Genomic DNA, 20945 nt, shown 5'->3' on the forward strand with positions numbered 1-20945 from the left:
GACGCCCTATGATGGGAACTGGAACTTGGGGATGTTTATCGCACCAAGTGTCTGTCTATTGATACCCGATAAGATGACAAATATTCGTTTAACTTGGATTATCGGTTATCGATAACGCTTTTATAAATTGGTAAGACCAATTATCCATAAGCATATTAACATAGCTCTGATGCTCTCGCATCTTAAACGGGCGAGTTTGTGTCCGGTTAATCGCAAATTTGCTAGCGAGGTAGCATTTTTTTAGCACAATAAGGTTTAAAGCACGCTTTTGTTGGTTGAACTCTGGTCTAGATAACGGCTTATTCGACTGACTGTCGCGCTTTTAACCGACGAAAGCTATCACCGTATCGAATGATTTTGATTGTTTATGATTTAGTCAACGTTCACACCCTTAAAGCCGCGGCGTTAAAAGGGCTGGTTACACTGAGATGCTTAGGTGATAGTGAGACACGTTAAGGAAACTAAGCTTGCGAATAATCGTTTTGTCTGCGGAGAAGAAGCGTACAATTTTTGTCTAGCTGCAGATCAATCGCAAAGTGTGGCACAGTCAACAAGCAGTCATCTTGATTAAGGATACTTAAGTCTAACCCGCCTTTTTAAGGTTAAAATTGCTTCATGTTGCCGATAAATAATGTTTGAAAGGGGAGTGGTAAACAGGTCAGATTTAACTAAAATTGGTATGACCAATTAACCCTTTGTGTTTGTGGCTTCAAAAATTTTACATTTTACCTGTGAATAGCATCACGCTTTGGCAAACTCTGCTTCACGGCGAATGAGATTTATATGTTACAAAGCGTGACTTTAGTGAGTCATCATTTAAGCAAGTCTTAATGTAAGTTTTGATTCGTTTGATCTGCGCTTGGGCGCAGTAGGAGAGACCTAATGTTGCAAGTTCGCCTTTGTTTATCTGGTTTGGGAGTTCAGTTATGAAAGACTCACACGCTAACGCTCCACAAACATCATCGAATAGCCATGAGCCATTGCAGGTTTCTTCACACTTTAGCTGTTATCACCAGGCCGAAATTTACGGCAAAAGCAAAGTGGTTAAAGCGCCTTGGCAATCCTTCGGTTTAGCGGTATTTGCTGGCGCTTTTATTGCCTTAGCCTTTGTGTTTTATCTGACTGTCACTACGGGGGCGGGTGATAGCGCCTGGGGTTTAGTGCGCCTGGTGGGTGGGATTGCCTTCAGCTTAGGCTTAATTTTAGTGGTGATTTGTGGTGGTGAGCTGTTTACCAGTTCAGTGCTGAGCAGTGTTGCATGGGCCCAAAAACAGGTGACCACCGGTGAATTGCTCAAATGCTGGAGCCGCGTGTATATCGGCAACTTCGTCGGCGCCATATTAATGGTTGGCTTGATCATGGCGGCGGGCTTATATGAGCTCGATGGCGGTAACTGGGGCTTAAACGCGCTAAAAGTGTCACAACATAAGCTGCATCATACTTGGGTGCAGGCATTCAGCTTAGGTATCTTATGTAACATGTTGGTGTGTCTGGGCATTTGGATGACTTTCGCCAGCCGCGAATCCCTAACCAAAGCGATTCTACTGATCCTCCCAGTAGCCATGTTTGTCAGCAGTGGCTTTGAGCACAGTATTGCAAACCTGTTTATGGTGCCGCTTGGGATCACGATTCAGTCGGTCGCCAGCCCTGAGTTTTTTGCATCCCTAGGCGTGACCCAAGAGCAATTTGCCGATTTAACCGTGGCAAACTTTGTATTCAATAACTTAATTCCCGTGACCCTAGGAAACATTGTCGGTGGCGGTGTGATCGTTGGCCTCGGTTATTGGTGGATTGAGCAAGGCCAAATTGCCTTACCCGATCCGCAAAAATCCCATCAGGCACACTTTTTTGCATCGCCTCTGCATACTGAAAAAGCGAAAAATAGCCAAGAAAGTAAGTAAGAGAATTAGTCACTAAGCGAGTCAGTAACTAAGCGAGTCAGTCACATAAAAAATGCCCAGTGTTACTGGGCTTTTTTTGCTGTATTCGTCGTAGCAGACATTTTTATGTGGATTGCTTGGGTGTGATAGATGTAAGTATTTTGCGTATTCATGCAAGCGAATGAAGATTTTATGTACTGATTTACAGCGCTTTAGTTTATAGTGCGGCCTTTTCGTTTGACATAAAATGGCGCATCTATGACGACTCCACCCTCGACGACTCAGCCAACAGAAGCAGCTCAGACTGCTATGGCACCATCCGCTTCACACGCTCCTTCATCCTTTCAAATGCCCGATACCTTAGTGATCATCTTTTTTGTGGCATTACTTGCGGGATTAATGACTTACTTTATTCCGATTGGGTCGTTTCAAACCCAAGAGGTGCATTATCTGGCCGAAGGTGTCGATAAAGCGCGGACAGTAGTCGACCCTAATTCATTTGCCTATCAATTGGATGATGCGGGCGAGCCTAAGTTACAACCTGTGGCACTGTTTAAAGGCGAGGGCGGGGTAGGCTTTTTTAACTTCGCCTTTGAGGGCTTAACCTCGGGGTATAAATGGGGCAGCGCGATTGGCGTGATCATGTTTATGCTAGTGATTGGCGGCTCCTTTGGGGTGGTGATGGCAACTGGCACCATAGATAACGGCATCTTAAAGTTAATCGATAAAACCCGTGGCAATGAAAAGTTATTCATTCCGGTGATATTTACGCTGTTTTCCCTCGGCGGCGCCGTGTTTGGCATGGGGGAAGAGGCCATTGCCTTCGCGATTATCATCTGTCCACTCATGATCCGTTTAGGGTACGACGGTATCACCACTGTGATGGTGACCTATGTGGCGACCCAAATAGGTTTTGCCAGTTCTTGGATGAATCCCTTCAGTGTGGCAATTGCGCAGGGTATTGCGGGGATCCCGGTTCTTTCAGGCAGTGAGTTTCGCTTCCCTATGTGGCTTGGGTTCACATTGCTTGGCATCGTTTTTACCATGCGTTACGCCCATCGCATTCAGCAGCAACCCATTCTTTCCCATAGCTATCAGTCCGATGCTTATTTCCGTGAGCACCATGCTAATACAAAGCTCGAGAGCCGCTTTAATCTTGGGGATGTGTTGGTACTGTTGTTGTTAGTGTTAACTATGGTGTGGGTGATTTGGGGCGTTGTGGCAAAGGCGTGGTTTATCCCCGAGATCGCTAGCCAGTTTTTTACCATGGGTATGGTGGCCGGCGTTATTGGCTGCGTGTTTAAGCTCAATGGCTTAACGCTTAACAAGGTTGCGCAGAGTTTTAAGGATGGCGCTAAAACCATGTTAGAGCCAGCCCTTTTAGTGGGATGCGCCTCGGGGATTTTACTGCTCCTTGGCGGCGGTACACCGACTGAACCGAGTGTGCTTAATTCGATTCTGAACAGCGCTGGTGGGGTGATTGGCCATCTGCCGGATGCGCTTTCGGCATGGTTTATGTTGTTGTTTCAATCTGTATTCAACTTTTTCGTGACCTCAGGATCAGGGCAGGCCGCACTGACTATGCCACTGATGGCCCCTCTCTCTGATATCGTCGGTGTGACCCGCCAAGTGGCGGTATTGGCCTTTCAGCTAGGCGATGGCCTCACCAATATCATAGTGCCCACCTCAGCGTCTTTAATGGCGACCCTTGGCGTATGCCGCGTCGATTGGGGCAACTGGCTGAAATTTGTGTGGCGTTTTATGTTGCTGCTGATGTTGGTCTCAAGCGTACTGGTGATTGGCGCGCACTATCTTGGATTTAACTAGGAACGAGGATTTAACTAGGAACGAGGATTTAACTGAAGCTGCGGGTAAATAGGCGCTAAGGGTTAACTCAGTTAATTGGTTAAGCTGAGATAAAAAAAAACGGCATCCGAGGATGCCGTTTTTGTTGTGGTTTTCTATCTTCCTAAAACGAGATTAGAATTTCACTTTGTATCCTGCAAACACTACACGGCCCACGATGTTATGGGTGTCAGTATCGTATCCAGGGTAGCCTAAGCTGTAGTTAACTGTTGGCATTGCATCGAACAAGTTACGAGCACCTACTGTGACTTTGCCATAGCTGTCGAAGTCGTAGTTCAATGTCAGATCCCACGTTGTGAACGATGAGAAGTCTTGTTTATTTGTGCCAACTTCTTGTTGTTGTGGAGTTTCACCATCATAAGAATCAATGTACTTAGCAATCAAAGATGCTGAGAAGTCATCAATGGCGTAGCTAAATGTTGTGTTGAAACGTAGTGGTGGATAACCCTTAGTACCTAATACGTCATAACGTTTAGCTATCGGGCTTGCTTGCTCTGTGTATTCAAGAGCATAGGTTCCTTCAACCGCAAACTTAAATGCACCAAATTCAGCAAAATCGAAGTTTGATGTGAATGACACGTCAAGACCTGATGTTTGCACGCCATCCATGTTGATGTTGCCAGCGCCAATTTCATCGATGGTGCCGTCATCTTTACGTTTGACGTAGATGTAGTTAGGGTCATAAGCACCTAAGCCACCAATCGCTTCTAAGTCAACGATTGTTTGTGCATCGATGTAGCTGACTTGGTCTGTGATTTCGATGTTGTAGTAATCAACAACTAAGTCGATGTTTTCAGTGATATTCCATACGGCACCGAAAGAGTACTGAGCAGATTTCTCTGGATCTAGCTCTTTGTTACCTGAACTCTTACGTAGGTATTGGTTATCTTCACAAGCTGGGTTGCCGTCTTTTTGGTCATCTGGCAGACTTTGACACAGGGTTGTGTCAGTGATTCTGTCATAACTGGTTGCTGGCTTGCCTAACAGGTCATCCAGTGAAGGTGCTCTAAAGCCTTGGCCGTAAGATGCACGTAACACTAAGTTGTCCAATGCTTCGTAACGTACGTTTACAGAGCTTGAAAGCTGGCCAACATCGGGCAAGCTATATTGGTCGTAACGGCTCGCTAGTTTCACGTTTAAGTGATCTAATACTGGCAGTTCCAACTCAACGAATGCCGCTTTATAGCTTCTGTCACCAGCAGAATCACCACCATAAGTTCCTAATACGTTACCTGCGGCTTGTTGAGCATCACGGGTATCTTTGTATTCGATTTTTTGGTATTCCATACCTACTGCGTAACCTAAGTCACCACCAGGCAATGAAATTGGAGCAAGGGCTGCCCAAGATAATCCAGTACCAGTCGTATTTGAGGTTGCTTTACGAGTGGCTGTGTGTAGGAAAGTATCTAAAGTCTCTTGGGTCGCATTACCACCCTCAACGAATGGGTTGTACAAGCCTTTATCTACCGCTTCTTGTAACTTATCTTCGAATACATAAGAGTCAGTTTCAATGTTTACGATTTGATCTGAGTATTGTACGTACCAGCTCAAAGAGCCTGCATCTAATTCAAGGTTTAGACCCGTTACGATATCAACTACGTTTGAGTCGAATTCTGTTTTACGGTCTGCTACACCTTTCAAACGGTGATAGGCTTGCACTTCTGATGCATTAGCGGTACCGAATGTTGGGTTTAATGGATTATCTGCCGCCATGTATAAGTTAGGAGTCCATAGCGCAGTTGAAGAAGTACTGGATTTGTCTCGCATAACGATAGCTTGACCAAACCACTCTAATTCATCGGTAATACGGTAAGTCATATTAGAGAATACAGAGTCTTTTGTCTGATCGGGTAAATAGTCTGTGCCATCAAACTGGTTAAAACCACAAGCTGAACCGTCTTTGCTGGTAACAATACGATCTGCAGGGCAGTCCTTACCTGGAACTTGCAAACCTGTATAAACAGGAGTGCCGAAAGTACCATCAGCACCTTTAACAGGGCGAGATTCAACTGGACGATATGTACCTTCTGGCGCATACAAGCCGCTACGACCGTATTTCTTATCCCAGTTAGCCGTTAAGTGAGGACGTTGGCCACCTTGTAGTGGATCAAATTGCTTGTGCTCGATGATCACTAAGCTGTTGCTTTTATCGCTAGTATTACCGAAAGTGACAGAAGCTGATTTCTCATCTCTACCACCTTGAGTTGGACTACCAAATTTTGCGTCGAATGCTAAACCATCGAACGTTTTCTTTAGGATGATGTTAATTACACCACCGATAGCATCCGAACCGTAAATTGCCGATGCACCGTCACGTAAAATTTCAATACGCTCGATTGCATCCATAGGGATTAAGTTGAGGTTCGTTGAATCGCCACCAAAGGTTGCAGATGGCGCAATACGGCGACCGTTGATCAAGGTTAACGTGCGGTTTGAACCTAAACCACGCATACCAGAACTGGCGTGGTTACTTGCAGAGCTACCTGCATCACTAATAAAACTACCAGCAGTGTTAAATGGCATTTGTGCTAAAACAGCAGAAACATCACTTAAACCTGTTTTGGCAATATCTTCTGCTGATAAAACAGTAACAGGTAAAGCAGATTCCATATCCGTTCTTTGAATACGAGATCCCGTTACTTCAATACGTTCTACCTTAGCATTCTCCTCTGCCGCATAAACAGCAGTGCTAGATAAAGCCGCTGTTGTGGCACCACCAATTAACGCAAAGCGAACCGCTTTGGCTAATGTCGAATTAGCGCGCATATCATTCTCCCTTAACACTTGTTATTTGTTTAATTGTTATTTTAATTAAATACGGAACGTTGTCAGAAATAAGTCCCTATTTAATTAGGCTCAAGATATAACCACAAGAAAATAACAAGTGCAACAGTGGAAATTTATGTAAGTTGCAATGCTTAAATGCCTGCTGTTGCTAAAATGTTTTTATTTGGTTTCTTTGTTGTTTATTTTGACTGGGCTTTGATGGCCGGAATGGCTTTTGGCAATAAATTGAACTCAAATATTAACTTATTGTTTTTTGGTTGTTTTGCATTTGTTAAAAATGAAAGTTTTTGTAAAAATAAAATAATCATACTTTTTTTGTATATTTTCATTTTAATTTGAGATCGTATGTTTATACGGTTTTGAGTACTGTATTGGCGTAAAATTTTTTATTAAAAATATCTTAAAATAGAACAGCTGTACGGTAAGGTAGAATTTTTGAGTGTATTTTGTTCAATGGTATTTAGATGTTCAGTGTTTTCATTTTTAGTTAACTCTTTTATAGGGGAACCGTTTGTGAAATGCTTCGAAGAGAATAAATTAGTTTAATTAAATAATAGGAGTGAATTTAAATTCACTCCTATTATTATGAGAATATTTTTTGAACACGATATTTGTGTGTTTTATAGTCAAATGGTTTTAGTTGTTTATAATGGTTTTTGCTAAATTAAGCCGTAGTAGTGCTATGGACCCTATGAGCAGGGTTGGGTAAGTAATGGGCTAAATACCGTATCGCGACATAACTAACGACTAAGCTGGCGATGCCGAGTTCGAAGTCGGCTAGTAATTTTACCCATTGGGTGAGTTCGCTCATTTGACTAAATTGCTGAAGCCAGTTGACGGTTTTAAACAGTGCCGTCGCGCCGATCACCATGGGAAAGGTGAACGCAGCATAGCCTGGGCTGAAAGGCAGTTTAAGCAGATGGAAAAAGGCAAGGTAGATAACCGCTGTCATCAATACTGCAATACTGGCCAATATGGCGACCAAGGCAATCGAAGGTTGATCGCACACAGTTAAGTAGCCCGCTAAGGATAAACTGGCTGGCGCGGCGAGGATGGCAATCGTTGGTTTAGCGGCATCGGGCACGGCCTGACAGAAGATTAATCGATAGAGCATCAATGGCAACATGACTAAATATGCGAGCATGCCGAAGGCCAAGATTAAGTTCACTAACCAAGGCGCGCCATTACTTGGGAAGGATACTGCCGCCACTATGATGCCAATGGGTGGCACAAACCAGCTGGGCACCATATGTTCGAGTTTGAAGTCGATAGCGCGGTAGTAAATAAAGGCGCCTAAAAAGATGACATGGATAACAATGGCGGTTAGCCAAAGAGTTAAGCCGGCATGGGGGAAATAATGGCCGAGTAGGTTCGACACTACCATCAAGGCCATGGCGAATGTGGGGAGCACACTACCGACGACCGGATGGCTGAGTTCGTTTTTCAGCACTGGGGGATGCAGTACAAATTTTGCCGCAAGCAGCATGAGTAATACTGAGGCGATGGCGGCCCCTGTCAGTTGGCCCCAACCATTGAGTGAGGGCATCACGCTTTCCCAAGTCCAACCTAAGCTTGCAATCGCGAGGGCGAGTCCGCCCATGGGGCTGGGTAATTTAGCTGCCTGTGCTGTCCAACGTTTACGTTTTGAAGTCATGTTTGTTACCTCTCAACACTGACATTAATTCGATGTGTCTATCTGTTAATGTCAGTGTATGGTCGAGGGGTAAGTAAATAAAATTGATTAATTTTATTCAAAGATTCAAATTTTATAACGCTTAAGGTTTTAGTTTACAACGCAGCAAAGTATGCCCCAGACCAAGGTTGTCAGTGTCTTCATCGACGTATAAGCCCGCTTGATGTAGTAACGTTATCAAGTCCTTAGAGTGGTACATACGGCTATTGCCATTGGCCATCGCAGTAAAATACAAGCTTGTCGCATTGACGCAATAGGCTGAGGCGGCAGAGGGTTGTCTGTCCCAGAAGGTTTCGACAATGAACAACTGACTGTTTGGCGTCATCGCCTGAGCGGTGCGTTGTAAAATGCTGAGGATTTGCTCCGAAGAGAAGCAGTCGAGGAACTGGCTCATCCAATAGGTATCGGCGCCTTCGACAAAGGGACGTGATTCATCGAGCAAATCGGTGGCAAAGGTATGGATCCGCTCGGCAAAGCCATGCTTGGCAGCATTGTCTTTAGCAACGGCTAATTGACCGGGGAAGTCCATCAGAGTGACTTCAACCTCTGGATCAAACTCGCAGCAGCTTAGCGCCCATTTTCCCGTATTTCCGCCAATATCGACTAAATGCTTGGGAGAATGGGCAAACACTAAGGGTAAAATCTGCGGAAAAGCGTGGTCAGAATAATAGTGATCGAAGGCAAACCAGCTGGCCTTTGCCTGAGCAGGTAAATCCTTAAGGGCGGGGTAAATCGTCTGCCAATCGCCAAATACCGCTAAGCCTGCGGGTTTACCCGCGACTAGTGCCTTATCCAGTTGAAACAGTCCCTGATAACACACGTCCTGCACAAAATTGAGGTTAATAGCTGCCATATCATCGTGCAGTAAAAAATAGCCTGTTTTATCGAGCACATAGGCATCGCCATTGAGCCATACCAGTCCCATACTCAATCCCATATCGAGTAAGACGCCAAGGGCATACTCGTTTAACACATTGGTTTGCGCGAGTTGGGCAATGCTTACCCCTTGTTCGCCTGCTTGGTCAATGGTGGCTAATACTTCAAATTTCAGCAGGCAATGTGCAACCTGAAAACTGATGGGGCCAAAGGCGATTTTTTGCGCCTCAAATTTGGCATCAAAGGCACTTAAGGCTTTCGGGGTGTGATAGAAGGACATAAATTGGCTGAGTTTACAAATAAATACAGCCTTTATAGCGAAGTTAACGGCAAAAGTCAGAGCGGCGATGGAAAACTATGAACTAGCTCCAACTTAGCTTATAAATGCGGATCTGAGGGGCGGTGAAGCGATGCTAATCGTGATTACCGATAAATTTCGGCCATAAAAATACCCAGACGAGGCTGGGTATTTTTAGCAGGCCGAATCGCCTGATTACTGAATGTTTTCTTCGTCGCCAAACTGGCCTTGGAACAGTACCGAAGATAAGTAACGTTCGGCAGCTGAAGGCAGGATAACCACAATGTTTTTATCCGCAAATTCAGGTAGAGCAGCGATGCGGTTTGCGGCAACCACAGCAGCACCAGAAGAAATACCGACTAAAATGCCTTCTTCTTGCATTAAGCGGCGGGCCATGTCGATGGCTTCATCGTTGGTGACGGTTTCAACGCGATCGATTAACTCAAGATCTAAGTTACCAGGGATAAAACCTGCGCCAATACCTTGGATTTTGTGCGGACCTGGTTGCACTGGTAATCCCGCTAGGGTTTGGGTGATAACCGGTGAATCTGCGGGTTCTACCGCAACAGAAGTAATGGCTTTGCCAGCCACTTTTTTCAGGTAACGGCTCACACCTGTGATAGTACCGCCAGTACCTACACCCGCAACAAACACATCTACAGCACCATCGGTATCATTCCAAATCTCTGGACCTGTGGTTTTTTCGTGGATTTCAGGGTTAGCAGGGTTATTAAACTGCTGCAGCATAATGTATTTTTCAGGCGCCGATTGACGGATTTCTTCCGCTTTATCGATAGCACCTTTCATGCCTTTTGCGCCTTCGGTCAGCACTAGGTTTGCACCTAAGGCTTTAAGCAGTTTACGACGTTCTAAGCTCATAGTATTTGGCATAGTTAACGTCAGCTTATAACCACGGGCGGCCGCCACATAGGCTAAGGCAATCCCGGTATTACCTGAGGTAGGCTCAATCAGTTCGTGATCTTTGGTGAGCAGGCCTTTTTTCTCGGCATCCCAAATCATATTGGCACCGATACGGCATTTGACACTGAAACTTGGATTACGTGCTTCGACCTTTGCCAGCACTTTACCTTGGCTTACGCGGTTTAAACGCACTAACGGGGTGTTGCCAATAGTATATGAATTGTCTTCGAAAATTTTGCTCATGGATTGCTTGCTCCTATGTTTGCACTATTGAATCATAATCGCCTGTGGCGCATTTAGAAGTGATTGTTTGTTCTTCTTTATTCGATTTGGTTATTAAAGATAATCCTGTTATTCGCAAAGCCCAATTGGCTGTAGGTTTAACTGTGTTAACCTCTTGCTAACATCAATAAAAAATTACGCGTATAAAAGAATAACCACTTGATGTTTCACTTATAAAACCGCTATCGGAACCGGATTGCCACACTATGAAGCAACAACAAACGGACTTGGGCAAAGATCCAAGAACTATGGTCACCCCTAAGGCATTCACTATTGCCGAATCTGTGCTTTACACCCCGCTAGCGACGCCATTAAGGCGGGCGCTGGCGATGTTAATCGACGGTTTATTCATCACTATTTTAGCCGAACAAATGGATTGGCTGTTTGTTCTGCTGGTGGTGGGGATTATTTATATCGAGAAACGCAGTCGCCAGTTTGGTCGCTTACTCAAATGGGGCCTCTACGCCGCCATGCTGGGATTAATGCTCTTTAGCTCGGCGGGAAATTTGTGGAATTTCCATCAATCGAATCGATCCACCCGCGAGAAGGTCTCCGCGCCCCAGGATATTAACGCTGTTGTTAAGGCGATTCCTGGTCTTGTCTCCCTCGGACTCTGTGACAATACCGATTGTGCCCGTGAACAGATCCGTGCTTTGCAGCAGACACTCGAAAATGGGCCCATGGAGGGAATGTCGGCAGCTGAGCGCCGCGATATGGTATTAGATACTTTAGCGAGCACGGAGTTATCCGAGGCCGATAAAGCGCAGTTACGTGATGAAATGATGGCGGGCAGACTCTGGCCCGAGGTGAAGGTGTTTGAAGTCACCCTAGACTCCACTAAGGGCTCAGCTAAAAACTCAACCAAGGAGCCAAACACATTATCACCGCCGCCACAGCCAAGTCCGTCGCTCGCAAATCTGTCGTCCGCTGGCAAGCTTGATGCCGTTCCCGTATCAGAACCGCGAACCGATGGATTAGCCAACGCTCAAACCGATAATCGAGCGGCCATCGAAAACGCTCCCTTAGTTCTTGACACCAACCTCAATCCTTCGCATCAAACCGAAAGCCGCAACAGTGAAACCAATGATGAGGAAGAGAGTGACACCCGCAGTGTGCTGGCGTGGATCAAAGGCTTTATGAGCGATATGGGTTTAGGTTTTGGCTGGGCCGCATTTTACTTCACTGTGTTTACCGCCAAATTTGATGGTCAGACCTTAGGTAAGAAACTCTTAGGCATCCGCGTTATCCAACTCGATGGCGCTAAAATCAGCCTTTGGGGGGCATTTGGCCGTTATGGTGGTTATGCGGCGGGCTTCACGACGGGCTTACTGGGCTTTATGCAGATATTTTGGGATGCCAATCGGCAGGGGATCCAAGATAAAATATCTTCCACAGTCGTGATAGACTTAGCGCAAATGCATAAAAAGCAACAATTAGAGCAGCAACAGGCGCAGGCTGAACATGCATTGGCCGACGTGCCAACACAGAATAATGCGACGTCTGCTCACCTTACAACAAGCACCCGTTCGGAGCACCTATGAAACAGGTCGTTATTTCTGGCAGCGGTTTATTTACGCCGCCACACAGTATTTCAAATGAAGCTTTGGTGGAGAGCTTCAACGCCTATGTAGATATGTTTAACCTTGAAAATGCAGGATTAATTGAGCAGGGCCATGTCGAGCCGCTGTCTTATTCCTCCAGTGAGTTTATCCAGAAGGCCTCGGGCATCAAGCACAGATATGTGATGGTTAAAGACGGTATTCTCGATCCTGAAATCATGATGCCGCTTATTCCTGAGCGCAGCAGTGACGAGTTATCTATGCAGGCCGAAATTGGGGTTGAGGCGGCAGTGATGGCGCTTAAACAAGCGGATGTGAAGGCCGAGAAAATCGATTTAGTGATCGTTTCCTGTGCTTATACACAGCGCGCGTATCCTGCGATGGCGATTGAAATCCAGCGGGCACTGGGGACTCGTGGCTATGGTTACGATATGCAGGTTGCCTGTTCTTCAGCCACCTTTGCCATTGTGGCCGCCGCCAATGCGATTGCAACGGGCTCGGCTTCACGGGTGTTAGTGATTAACCCCGAAATTTGTTCGGCGCAGGTGAACTACCGTGACCGTGACAGTCACTTTATCTTCGGGGATGTGGCGACCGCTATGGTGCTTGAAGAGCAAAGCCTAGTGGCCGCCAATAAAGGCTTCAACATTGTTTCAAGTCGTTGTTTTACAGACTACTCGAACAATATTCGCAGTAATTTCGGTTTTTTAAATCGCTGCGATCCAAGCTCGGCGCATCAGGCGGATAAGTTATTCCACCAACAGGGTCGCAAAGTCTTTAAAGAACTGTTGCCGATGATCTACCAACATTTAGACGAGCATTTGGCCGAGCAATCCCTTACGCCACAGTCCTTTAAACGTTTGTGGTTGCATCAAGCCAACATCAACATGAACCAATTTGTGGTGAAAAAACTGCTAGGGGATGAGGTAACGCCTGAGCAAGCCCCCGTGGTGCTCGACGAGTATGCCAATACCGCCTCCGCTGGCTCAGTGATTGCCTTCCATAAATATTCCGCTGACTTTAATGCGGGCGATTTAGGGCTATTAAGCTCCTTTGGCGCGGGTTACTCCATCGGTAGCGTGATCCTGCAAAAACGCTAAATTGACTAAAGCCCCATTATCACTAATGGGGCTTTAGCTTTTAAATCAGCATATTGATAAAACGGCTTGATGCGGTACCTTAGCCGAAAATACCTTTACTCAGGCAAGACAGTTAGCTGCCTAAAAACGCTTTTTCTTTAAAGCCTCAGTAGCAATACGAGAACCTGTCACCATGACGCTTCTTCATCCTGATTCGGATATTCCGTTTCATCCCAACCCTGGCTGGTTTCTTGGCGCTTTTAATTGTTATGACCGCGAGGAAACGCTCGGGGAAACACTCAATCGCTACGATCCTTTAGATCCCGCGCAGCTGCAAGCACTGTACGATGCTTATGTATTTGATGAGTTTGGTGAACAGTTGGGATTTACTTCTGCCCACAGGGCTGCAATGGCGACAAATTTAATCGCTGCGCTGAGTGAGACAAACCATGATTTTACCGTCTATTTAGCGATTGATGAGAGCGAGGAGGAATGGTGTTTTCCTTCAGCGTGGGCATTCCCTAAGCCACGCTATCCCTTTGAGCAGGCGTATCTTGCGCTGCTGCGACATTGGGGAGTGGAGCTCACTGCAATAGGCATTGCGCTTCCCAGCCCAAGCTTATTGGGTATCCATGAGTCTTAGTTAGCATTCCGATTTAAGCCCACAAGCCTTGCTGTGGGCTTTATGTAAACCTTTCAGCCTAGAGCAACCAGGCGTAGCTTAGCTTCATAAAATAGGTTTTCTCATCCCGAGTGAGCCGCGTGAGCTCATCATTCGAGGTTAAACTGTCGGAATAGCCCAAATAGAACACGCTCTGGGGATTGAGTTTGTAGCCGTAGAGGATTTCATTCCCTAAGTGCGCCTCTTCGCTATCGGGTGTCGAATACAAATACTGCGCAAGATTACGCTCGATTTGGGTGTATATGCTCGATAGGCGAATAAAGCTGTGCAGACTCAATTGCCAGTGCAGGCGCACATCCGAGAGATTTGCGGTAAAGAGTTTATCCTGCTCGACTTCCATATGTTGATATTGATGGGAAACATCCACCGACAGGCCGTTGGCAATTTTCCATTTGAATATCGGATTGATTAAGGTTTTTGTGCCTAATCGATCGTTAAGGAAGTCAATCTCATCGCCGTAATGGATCTCCAGCTCAAGACTCAGGGCTGATGTGGGCGTAATCGCGCCGTAAAGCCAGCCTTGGGTTTCTTGGTATTGATTGCTATTACCTAATACTGCCAGTTGCGCGCTGTCATGGCGTGGGCCGACGCGTTCCCGAGTTTCTATCCCAAAGGATAACTCACTCTGCAGCGCGCCATACATTTCCCAAAAGATCTCAAACTCTTGCTCTAGCTGCTCCCCTGCTTGATTGTGGGTGATGTCCCAATCGCCACCAAATTTAATCTTGTTAAATACGGTTTCGGGATACCAAATTAAGCCACCACCGGCCATCAAGGTGCGGTAATCAATTTTTTCCACAAAGCCTAAATCGGCGCGAAAATCGGGAGACACGTCGTGGTACTCGCCGTAGGCAAACCAATCGCGGGCGTTGTGTTCATAGGTCAGTTGATACAGGGCGCCACTGAAATCCCGATCCGATTGGCTACGTAACACTTGCTCATTCACTTGGCATTGGCCGAGCTCACAGCTTAACGGCGTTTGGCCGCAGAGTAGCCCTTCTGTCAGTTCTCCCTCCACATTGCCGCAAAACTGTTGATACAGGGCAGTAGGGTAACGTGTTTGGGAATTGGCAACTTGAGCGGTAAAAATATCTTGGGCTGTCGGTTGGTATTTCGCATCTAAGCTCATGACATAATTGTGATAATCATTTTGCTCGGCAAATGCTGTTAGTTGGTTGTCGGCACTGCTCTTGGCCGTGATAAGCCCCCCAAAGGAGAAGGTTTTATCCATGTCGAAGCGGTAACGCGCCGCCAGATTGAGGCTTTCCTCCGCTAAGGAGGTGACCTCAGAGCTTAAATTCCCTGGCATCAAAAAGGTGGTTTGGCTGTCATTAGCGGCCAGCAATGCCCAAGTGTGTTGCTCGGTTTGACTGGTGAGTTTAAGCCCATAGTCCGGCGATACAATATTGCGGGTATGCAGCAGATTCACTTGGGTATCGAAGTAGTCTTTATTGTCGAGGAAGAAGGGGCGTTTCTCATCAAAAAATAGCGCAAAAGTGCTGTTGATATCGAGCTGGCCAGCATCGGACTCCACCTGGGAGAAATCGGGATTTATGGTGGCATTTAGCAAGGTGCGTGAGTTGATACCCCAGCGTAAATCGAGCCCGGGTTCATAATTGCTTTGCGCTTCCCAGCCATTTTCGCTTTTTTGCTCATTGCGATTGGCGACAAAGGACGGGGTAATTTGCAGATCTTGCCCTTGCTTGGCGGAGGCTAAACCCGTGGCGACGCCGAGTTGACAGAGCTGGCAACTGATGTTGCGATCGATTTTGTGGGTAGAGATGCGATGATTTTCATTGCGTGGATAGTAGCGGATCAGCTCAAATCCCCATTCTTGAACAGGCTTTTTATCGTCAAAGTTAAATAGCCGTAATGGCAGCTCGACTTCAACTTGGTAACCCTCGGCGGTGATTTTACCGGCGGTTTTCCAAATGCCATCCCAAGCTTCGCTCTCTTCGCCCGTGAGCTCATTTTCTATCGAGTCTAGTTGCACGCCCAGTGGGTTGATAAAAAACTGATAGGCCAAACGCGCATTGTTAAAGGTATCGAGTTTGATCCCCACCAGATCGTCGCCCCAAAGATTATCCCTGTCCTTGAGGGTGGCGCGGATATGTTGTGGCAGACTGTCTTTGGCGGTAAAGGCTACAAATAGGCTGGTTTGGGTCGCGTAGATTCTGGCCTCGGTGTAAACGGGCGCCGCCGTGTTTTCACCGGGCTGAGTTTCATAACGTAGCTCGGCCTGCGCCGCGTGCTGCCAAACCGCCTCATCAAATTCGCCATCAATATTGGCGGCATCTTCTAAGGTCGGAATCGTTAATTGAAATTGGCTGGCAGAGCCCGCCAAGCTTGGCGAACTGAGAAATACCGCAGTCGATAACACTAAGGGGAGAAACGTCTTCAACAACAAGGCCCAAATCATTCTAAAATGGCGCGCAGTGTGCCAGAAATTGCGCGTTAACAAGAGTGGGCAATTGTTACAAGAATTGTATTGAAAATAGCTGAAACCAAGGCGGCACTGGATGGCGGGCATCCAGTGCTTTGGGGAGGATTATTCGGGAGCAACCACAGGATTACGGTAAGCTTCGCGGTACTTATCTACCCACATGGCGGTGGCGCCACAAATTGCGACTGGCATCACGATAAAGTTCACCACAGGGATCATCGAAAACAGGGTCACAGTCGCACCAAAGCTAAAGCTGGTACCGCGGGTCTGATTAAGGGCAAAGCGCATATCCTTGAAACTGACCTTATGGTTATCGAAGGGATAGTCGCAGTATTGAATCGCCATCATCCAAGCGCTGAATAAAAACCACAAAATTGGGGCTAAGGTTTGCCCCACCATGGGGACTAAAAACAGCAGTAAAAACACTAGCGCACGGGGCAAATAGTATTTGAGTTTGATCCATTCTCGGCCAAGAATGCGCGGTAAGTCTTTGACAACGTCTATGCCCGAGCCCGTATTCATCGGTTTGCCGGTCAATAACTGCTCGACCTTTTCGGCCAGCAAGCCATTAAAGGGCGCGGCCAGCCAGTTCATTACCGAACTAAAAACAAACGCCAGCATCACCAACATAGTGGTTACCGCTAACGGCCAGAGCAAAAAGTTGAGCCAACTTAAGTACTCGGGGAGCTGGGCATTCATCCAAGTGAAGAGCACATCGAGCTGCCCAATCGCCACATAGATAACAGCCGCAAACAGCACCAAGTTGATCATTAAGGGAATAAATACAAAGGTGCGCAGGCCTTTACGTTTGATTAAACCAAAGCCATCGAGAAAATAATTCACACCACTTTTACCCTGCGAAGGGGAGGAGGATTTCTGTGTCATATCGTCATTCCAAAAAAGTTGAGATACAGCGTGAGATACAGATAAGTGCGATTGTGATCAACTCGTCGCGAGATGACAAGCTAAAAGCCATATGAATTCAATAAAAAGCGTTACAAAATACTGCCTGCTTTGCTAAAGTTGGCCTCAGAATTCTATGACATGACTCGGGCTAATATTGGCCTGCATCCCTATTGGTCATCGCCCTGATGGCTTTTTATACTGAGACGCGCTAACTGGCACCATGAGATTAAAACAAATAAAACTTGCCGGCTTTAAGTCGTTTGTCGATCCCACCAAGATTCCGTTTTTACAGGCATTAAGCGCCATTATTGGCCCAAATGGCTGCGGCAAGTCTAACGTGATTGACGCCGTGCGTTGGGTGTTGGGCGAAAGTTCGGCAAAGCATTTGCGCGGCGACTCCATGAGTGACGTGATTTTTAACGGCTCCAGCGCCCGTAAACCCGTGTCTGTGGCGGGCGTTGAACTGGTGTTTGAAAATAAAGAGGGCCGCCTTGCGGGCCAATACGCCAGTTATGAAGAAATCTCGGTTAAACGTCAGGTGAGCCGTGACGGTGAGTCTTGGTATTTCCTCAACGGCCAAAAGTGTCGCCGTAAAGACATCACTGATCTGTTTATGGGCACCGGGCTTGGGCCGCGCAGTTACGCCATTATCGAACAGGGCACGATTTCACGTTTAATCGAATCTAAACCCCAAGATTTACGGACTTTTATTGAAGAAGCGGCGGGGATTTCCCGCTATAAAGAACGGCGGCGTGAAACGGAAAACCGTATCCGCCATACCCGCGAAAACTTGGAGCGTTTAGGGGATATTCGCAGCGAGTTAGCCAAACAACTCGAAAAACTCAGTCAGCAGGCCAAGGCGGCGAAGCAATATCGTGAGCTGAAGCAAGCTGAGCGTAAAACCCACGCCGAGCTGCTGGTGATGCGCTATCAAGAGCTGCAGAGCCAAATGGCGAGTCTATCGGAGCAGATTAGCTCGCTCGAGCTGCAACAAGCGGCGGCCCAGTCCTTAGCGCAAACTGGCGAGTTAGAAAGCACCGAGTTGCAACTCACACTTTCGCACTTAGCCGAACAGGAGCAGCAGGCGGTCGAAGCCTATTACCTGACCGGTACCGAAATCGCCAAGCTTGAACAACAGTTACAGAGCCAAAAGCTGCGCGATGCCCAGTTGCATAATCAGCTTGAGCAGTTGAGTGAGCAAATCATTCAAAACCAAGCTAAATTAGCCGCTTACCAAGCCAGTTTTCAAGCGCTTGAGGCGGAGCTTAGCCAACTTGGGCCGCAACATGAGTTGCAGCAAGAAATGCTCGATGAGCTGCAAGCCCAGTGGGAAATGAGCGTTTCGCGCAGTGAGGCGCAAAGTGAAAGCGCCAGAGTGCTAGCGGCGGCCGTCGCTCAGCATAAGCTGCAATTAGAGTTACACCGCAGCAAACTGGCTCATCAGCAACAATTAAATGCCCATAAAACCCTGCTACACCAAGAGCAACAACAAGAGCTGGCCTCGCTTAATGCGCATGCCCTCGAAGATAGCAGCGCATCACTTAATGATGAGATTGCCCAGTTAGAACAAGCATTAGCTGAACAAGTTGAAATCAATCAAGAGTTTGAATCCACTCTGGCTGCCGATACTCATGCGTTAGATTTGGCCCGCGGTGAGTTTGAGCAATTATCACAGCGTTTAACCTCGATGCGGGCACGTTTCGAACTGGTTGAACAATGGCTTGCGAAACAAGAAGAGTTAAGTGATAAGCCGCAGCTGTGGCAAAGCATTCAAGTGGAAAACGGCTGGGAAGCCGCCGCCGAACTGGCGCTGCAGGGATTGATGACGCTGCCTGTGGGCGTTAACGCCAATGAAATAGGCTTTTATGCCGATGCGGCCTTGGCGGCGGACGCGCATCTCGATGGCTCTCCCATCTTAGGTGCCAAATTGAACCTTGCCCCTTGGCTTAAGGGACTCAAATGGGCCGATAATTTGGCCAGCGCACAAGCACTGCTGCCGAGCTTGGCGGCCGATGAGCGAATCGTGACCGCCGACGGTTACTTGCTCGGCAAAGGTTTTTTGATTGCTAAACAAGACAATAGCCAATCCTTAGTGCAATTGAGTAAAGAGCAAACCGAGCTGAGCGAGGCCATCGCTGATTGCGAGCAGGCAAAAGCCATACAGCAGGCAAAGCTCGATGAATTAGCGCAGCAATTAGCCCAAGTGCGTGACAGTTTAAGCCAAGGCACTAAACGCTTACACCAGTTGCAGCTCGATAAGGCCACCAAATCAACCCAGCTTAATAACGCAGAGATCCAGGCCAAGCAGCGCGAAGCGAAACGCGGGCAACTCGCAGAAACCCTTGCCCGAACCCACGCCGAGTTAGCCGAGCTTGCCGAGCAGTTAATATTGCTTGCGGAGCAAGAGGATGAGCTGGCTGAGGCGCTAGAGGTAAGCCTTGAGCAGCAACAGCAACAAAGCCAAGATGCGCAAGGGGATATGGCCCGCCATCAAGCCCTGAAGGCACAAATTGGCGATGCCGAGCGGCGCTTAACGAGCCTCAATGCCAGTCTGCAATCGATCGCTACTCGGATGGCGGTGAGCACAGAACAAATTGAATTACAGCGTGTACGTGTCAGTGAATTAGTCCACTCAAAGGAAACACTGTCAGCCCAACTTGCCAACGTCGCGGCACAAGAGGGCGATCAGCAAACGGCGCAGCTCAGCGAACAACTGGCGCAATTACTCAATCAACAGCAGAGTCAGCAACAGGCACTTAAAAGCCTCAGGTCACAACAAAGTTCGCTCACTGAAACGCTAAACAGTATAGGATTAAAGCAAAAACAAGAGCTTGGTAAGCTTGAGGGCTTGACTCAAAGCCTAAGCACGTTAAAGTTACGTCGTGAGGGATTAAAAGGGCAGGCCGATAGCCAATTAGCGGCACTGTCAGAGCAACAAATTGTGCTCGCCCAGATTGTCGATTCCCTGCCTGCGGATGGGCATCCCGACAAGTGGCAGCGTGATTTGGATCAGATCCGCCAAAAAATTATTCGCTTAGGAGCGATAAACCTCGCGGCGATCGAAGAATATGAACAACAAAGTGAGAGAAAATCCTATTTGGATCATCAAGATGAAGATCTAAATAACGGTCTGGCAACCCTAGAGGAAGCCATTCGGAAAATCGATAAGGAGACCCGCACTCGCTTTAAGACCACATTTGATGCGGTAAACGAAGATCTCGGGCGTTTATTCCCTAAGGTATTCGGTGGCGGACGCGCATATTTAGCGCTGACGGAAGACGATTTATTAGAAACGGGCGTGACCATCATGGCCCAACCCCCAGGTAAGAAGAACAGTACAATCCATCTTCTTTCCGGTGGTGAAAAAGCCCTAACGGCTTTATCATTGGTATTCGCGATTTTCAGGTTGAATCCAGCTCCCTTCTGTATGTTAGACGAAGTGGATGCGCCCTTAGACGATGCCAACGTAGAACGATTCTGTCGATTATTGAAGGAAATGTCGCAGAGCGTACAGTTTATCTATATCAGCCATAACAAAATTACGATGGAGATGGCTGATCAACTTATCGGTGTGACTATGCATGAGCCGGGTGTCTCTCGTATAGTCGCAGTAGATTTAGAGCAAGCGGTGGCGATGGCCGACGCTTGATAACTAGAAGAAAGACAGGGTAAC

12 protein-coding genes are annotated in these 20945 nt (G+C 47.1%); 6 read left to right on the forward strand and 6 right to left on the reverse strand.

The features are described from left to right. Positions 1 to 926 precede the first annotated feature (926 nt). Positions 927 to 1901, forward strand: a complete 975-nt coding sequence (gene focA / locus SHEWMR4_RS07870; protein ID WP_011622277.1) for a formate transporter FocA — start codon at positions 927 to 929, stop codon at positions 1899 to 1901. 237 nt (positions 1902 to 2138) lie between these two features. Continuing rightward, positions 2139 to 3707 (forward strand): putative basic amino acid antiporter YfcC, encoded by a 1569-nt coding sequence (yfcC, locus tag SHEWMR4_RS07875; protein ID WP_011622278.1) that lies wholly within the window; start codon positions 2139 to 2141, stop codon positions 3705 to 3707. Positions 3708 to 3860: 153 nt separating this feature from the next. Here the strand turns inward: yfcC and SHEWMR4_RS07880 are convergent, their stop codons facing one another. The 4 genes from SHEWMR4_RS07880 to cysK form a co-directional block, all read right to left on the reverse strand. Continuing rightward, positions 3861 to 6512 carry a TonB-dependent receptor plug domain-containing protein gene (locus tag SHEWMR4_RS07880; protein ID WP_011622279.1) on the reverse strand — a complete coding sequence of 884 codons (2652 nt, stop codon included), beginning with the start codon at positions 6510 to 6512 and terminating at the stop codon, positions 3861 to 3863. Positions 6513 to 7197: 685 nt separating this feature from the next. Further along, positions 7198 to 8187 (reverse strand): TDT family transporter, encoded by a 990-nt coding sequence (locus SHEWMR4_RS07890; protein ID WP_011622280.1) that lies wholly within the window; start codon positions 8185 to 8187, stop codon positions 7198 to 7200. 121 nt (positions 8188 to 8308) lie between these two features. Then, a complete protein-coding gene (locus tag SHEWMR4_RS07895; protein WP_011622281.1) occupies positions 8309 to 9382 on the reverse strand; it encodes a methyltransferase in 1074 nt (357 codons plus the stop codon). 213 nt (positions 9383 to 9595) lie between these two features. Then, on the reverse strand, positions 9596 to 10564 hold the full coding sequence (cysK, locus tag SHEWMR4_RS07900; RefSeq protein WP_011622282.1) for a cysteine synthase A: 969 nt from the start codon (positions 10562 to 10564) through the stop codon (positions 9596 to 9598). Between the two features lie 245 nt (positions 10565 to 10809). Between cysK and SHEWMR4_RS07905 the strand changes: the two genes are divergently transcribed. The 3 genes from SHEWMR4_RS07905 (at position 10810) to SHEWMR4_RS07915 (ending at position 13884) form a co-directional block, all read left to right on the forward strand. Next, a complete protein-coding gene (locus SHEWMR4_RS07905; RefSeq protein ID WP_011622283.1) occupies positions 10810 to 12144 on the forward strand; it encodes an RDD family protein in 1335 nt (444 codons plus the stop codon). Beyond that, the gene (locus SHEWMR4_RS07910) at positions 12141 to 13262 is read left to right on the forward strand and encodes a beta-ketoacyl-ACP synthase III (RefSeq protein ID WP_011622284.1); all 1122 of its coding nucleotides are present in this window, start codon (positions 12141 to 12143) and stop codon (positions 13260 to 13262) included. Before SHEWMR4_RS07905 ends, SHEWMR4_RS07910 begins: the two co-directional genes overlap by 4 nt. Before the next feature lie 172 nt (positions 13263 to 13434). Beyond that, the gene (locus SHEWMR4_RS07915) at positions 13435 to 13884 is read left to right on the forward strand and encodes a hypothetical protein (protein ID WP_011622285.1); all 450 of its coding nucleotides are present in this window, start codon (positions 13435 to 13437) and stop codon (positions 13882 to 13884) included. Between the two features lie 58 nt (positions 13885 to 13942). Here the strand turns inward: SHEWMR4_RS07915 and SHEWMR4_RS07920 are convergent, their stop codons facing one another. After that, positions 13943 to 16342, reverse strand: coding sequence for a DUF5916 domain-containing protein (locus SHEWMR4_RS07920; RefSeq protein ID WP_011622286.1), 2400 nt, complete (start codon positions 16340 to 16342; stop codon positions 13943 to 13945). Positions 16343 to 16471: 129 nt separating this feature from the next. Next, positions 16472 to 17251 (reverse strand): sulfate transporter CysZ, encoded by a 780-nt coding sequence (gene cysZ / locus SHEWMR4_RS07925; RefSeq protein ID WP_011622287.1) that lies wholly within the window; start codon positions 17249 to 17251, stop codon positions 16472 to 16474. 241 nt (positions 17252 to 17492) lie between these two features. On the opposite strand from cysZ, the gene smc reads away from it, so the two are divergent. Beyond that, positions 17493 to 20921, forward strand: a complete 3429-nt coding sequence (smc, locus tag SHEWMR4_RS07930) for a chromosome segregation protein SMC (RefSeq protein ID WP_011622288.1) — start codon at positions 17493 to 17495, stop codon at positions 20919 to 20921. Positions 20922 to 20945 lie beyond the last annotated feature (24 nt).

The organism is Shewanella sp. MR-4 (assembly GCF_000014685.1).
Taxonomy (GTDB): Bacteria; Pseudomonadota; Gammaproteobacteria; order Enterobacterales; family Shewanellaceae; genus Shewanella.

What these genes read in the sequence shown, in the direction of transcription:
- SHEWMR4_RS07920 (WP_011622286.1), bottom strand. Translation starts at nt 16,342, where the DNA reads ATGATTTGGGCCTTGTTGTTGAAGACGTTTCTCCCCTTAGTGTTATCG.
- focA (WP_011622277.1), top strand. Translation starts at nt 927, where the DNA reads ATGAAAGACTCACACGCTAACGCTCCACAAACATCATCGAATAGCCAT.
- yfcC (WP_011622278.1), top strand. Translation starts at nt 2,139, where the DNA reads ATGACGACTCCACCCTCGACGACTCAGCCAACAGAAGCAGCTCAGACT.
- SHEWMR4_RS07910 (WP_011622284.1), top strand. Translation starts at nt 12,141, where the DNA reads ATGAAACAGGTCGTTATTTCTGGCAGCGGTTTATTTACGCCGCCACAC.
- SHEWMR4_RS07895 (WP_011622281.1), bottom strand. Translation starts at nt 9,382, where the DNA reads ATGTCCTTCTATCACACCCCGAAAGCCTTAAGTGCCTTTGATGCCAAA.
- cysK (WP_011622282.1), bottom strand. Translation starts at nt 10,564, where the DNA reads ATGAGCAAAATTTTCGAAGACAATTCATATACTATTGGCAACACCCCG.
- SHEWMR4_RS07880 (WP_011622279.1), bottom strand. Translation starts at nt 6,512, where the DNA reads ATGCGCGCTAATTCGACATTAGCCAAAGCGGTTCGCTTTGCGTTAATT.
- smc (WP_011622288.1), top strand. Translation starts at nt 17,493, where the DNA reads ATGAGATTAAAACAAATAAAACTTGCCGGCTTTAAGTCGTTTGTCGAT.
- SHEWMR4_RS07905 (WP_011622283.1), top strand. Translation starts at nt 10,810, where the DNA reads ATGAAGCAACAACAAACGGACTTGGGCAAAGATCCAAGAACTATGGTC.
- SHEWMR4_RS07915 (WP_011622285.1), top strand. Translation starts at nt 13,435, where the DNA reads ATGACGCTTCTTCATCCTGATTCGGATATTCCGTTTCATCCCAACCCT.
- cysZ (WP_011622287.1), bottom strand. Translation starts at nt 17,251, where the DNA reads ATGACACAGAAATCCTCCTCCCCTTCGCAGGGTAAAAGTGGTGTGAAT.
- SHEWMR4_RS07890 (WP_011622280.1), bottom strand. Translation starts at nt 8,187, where the DNA reads ATGACTTCAAAACGTAAACGTTGGACAGCACAGGCAGCTAAATTACCC.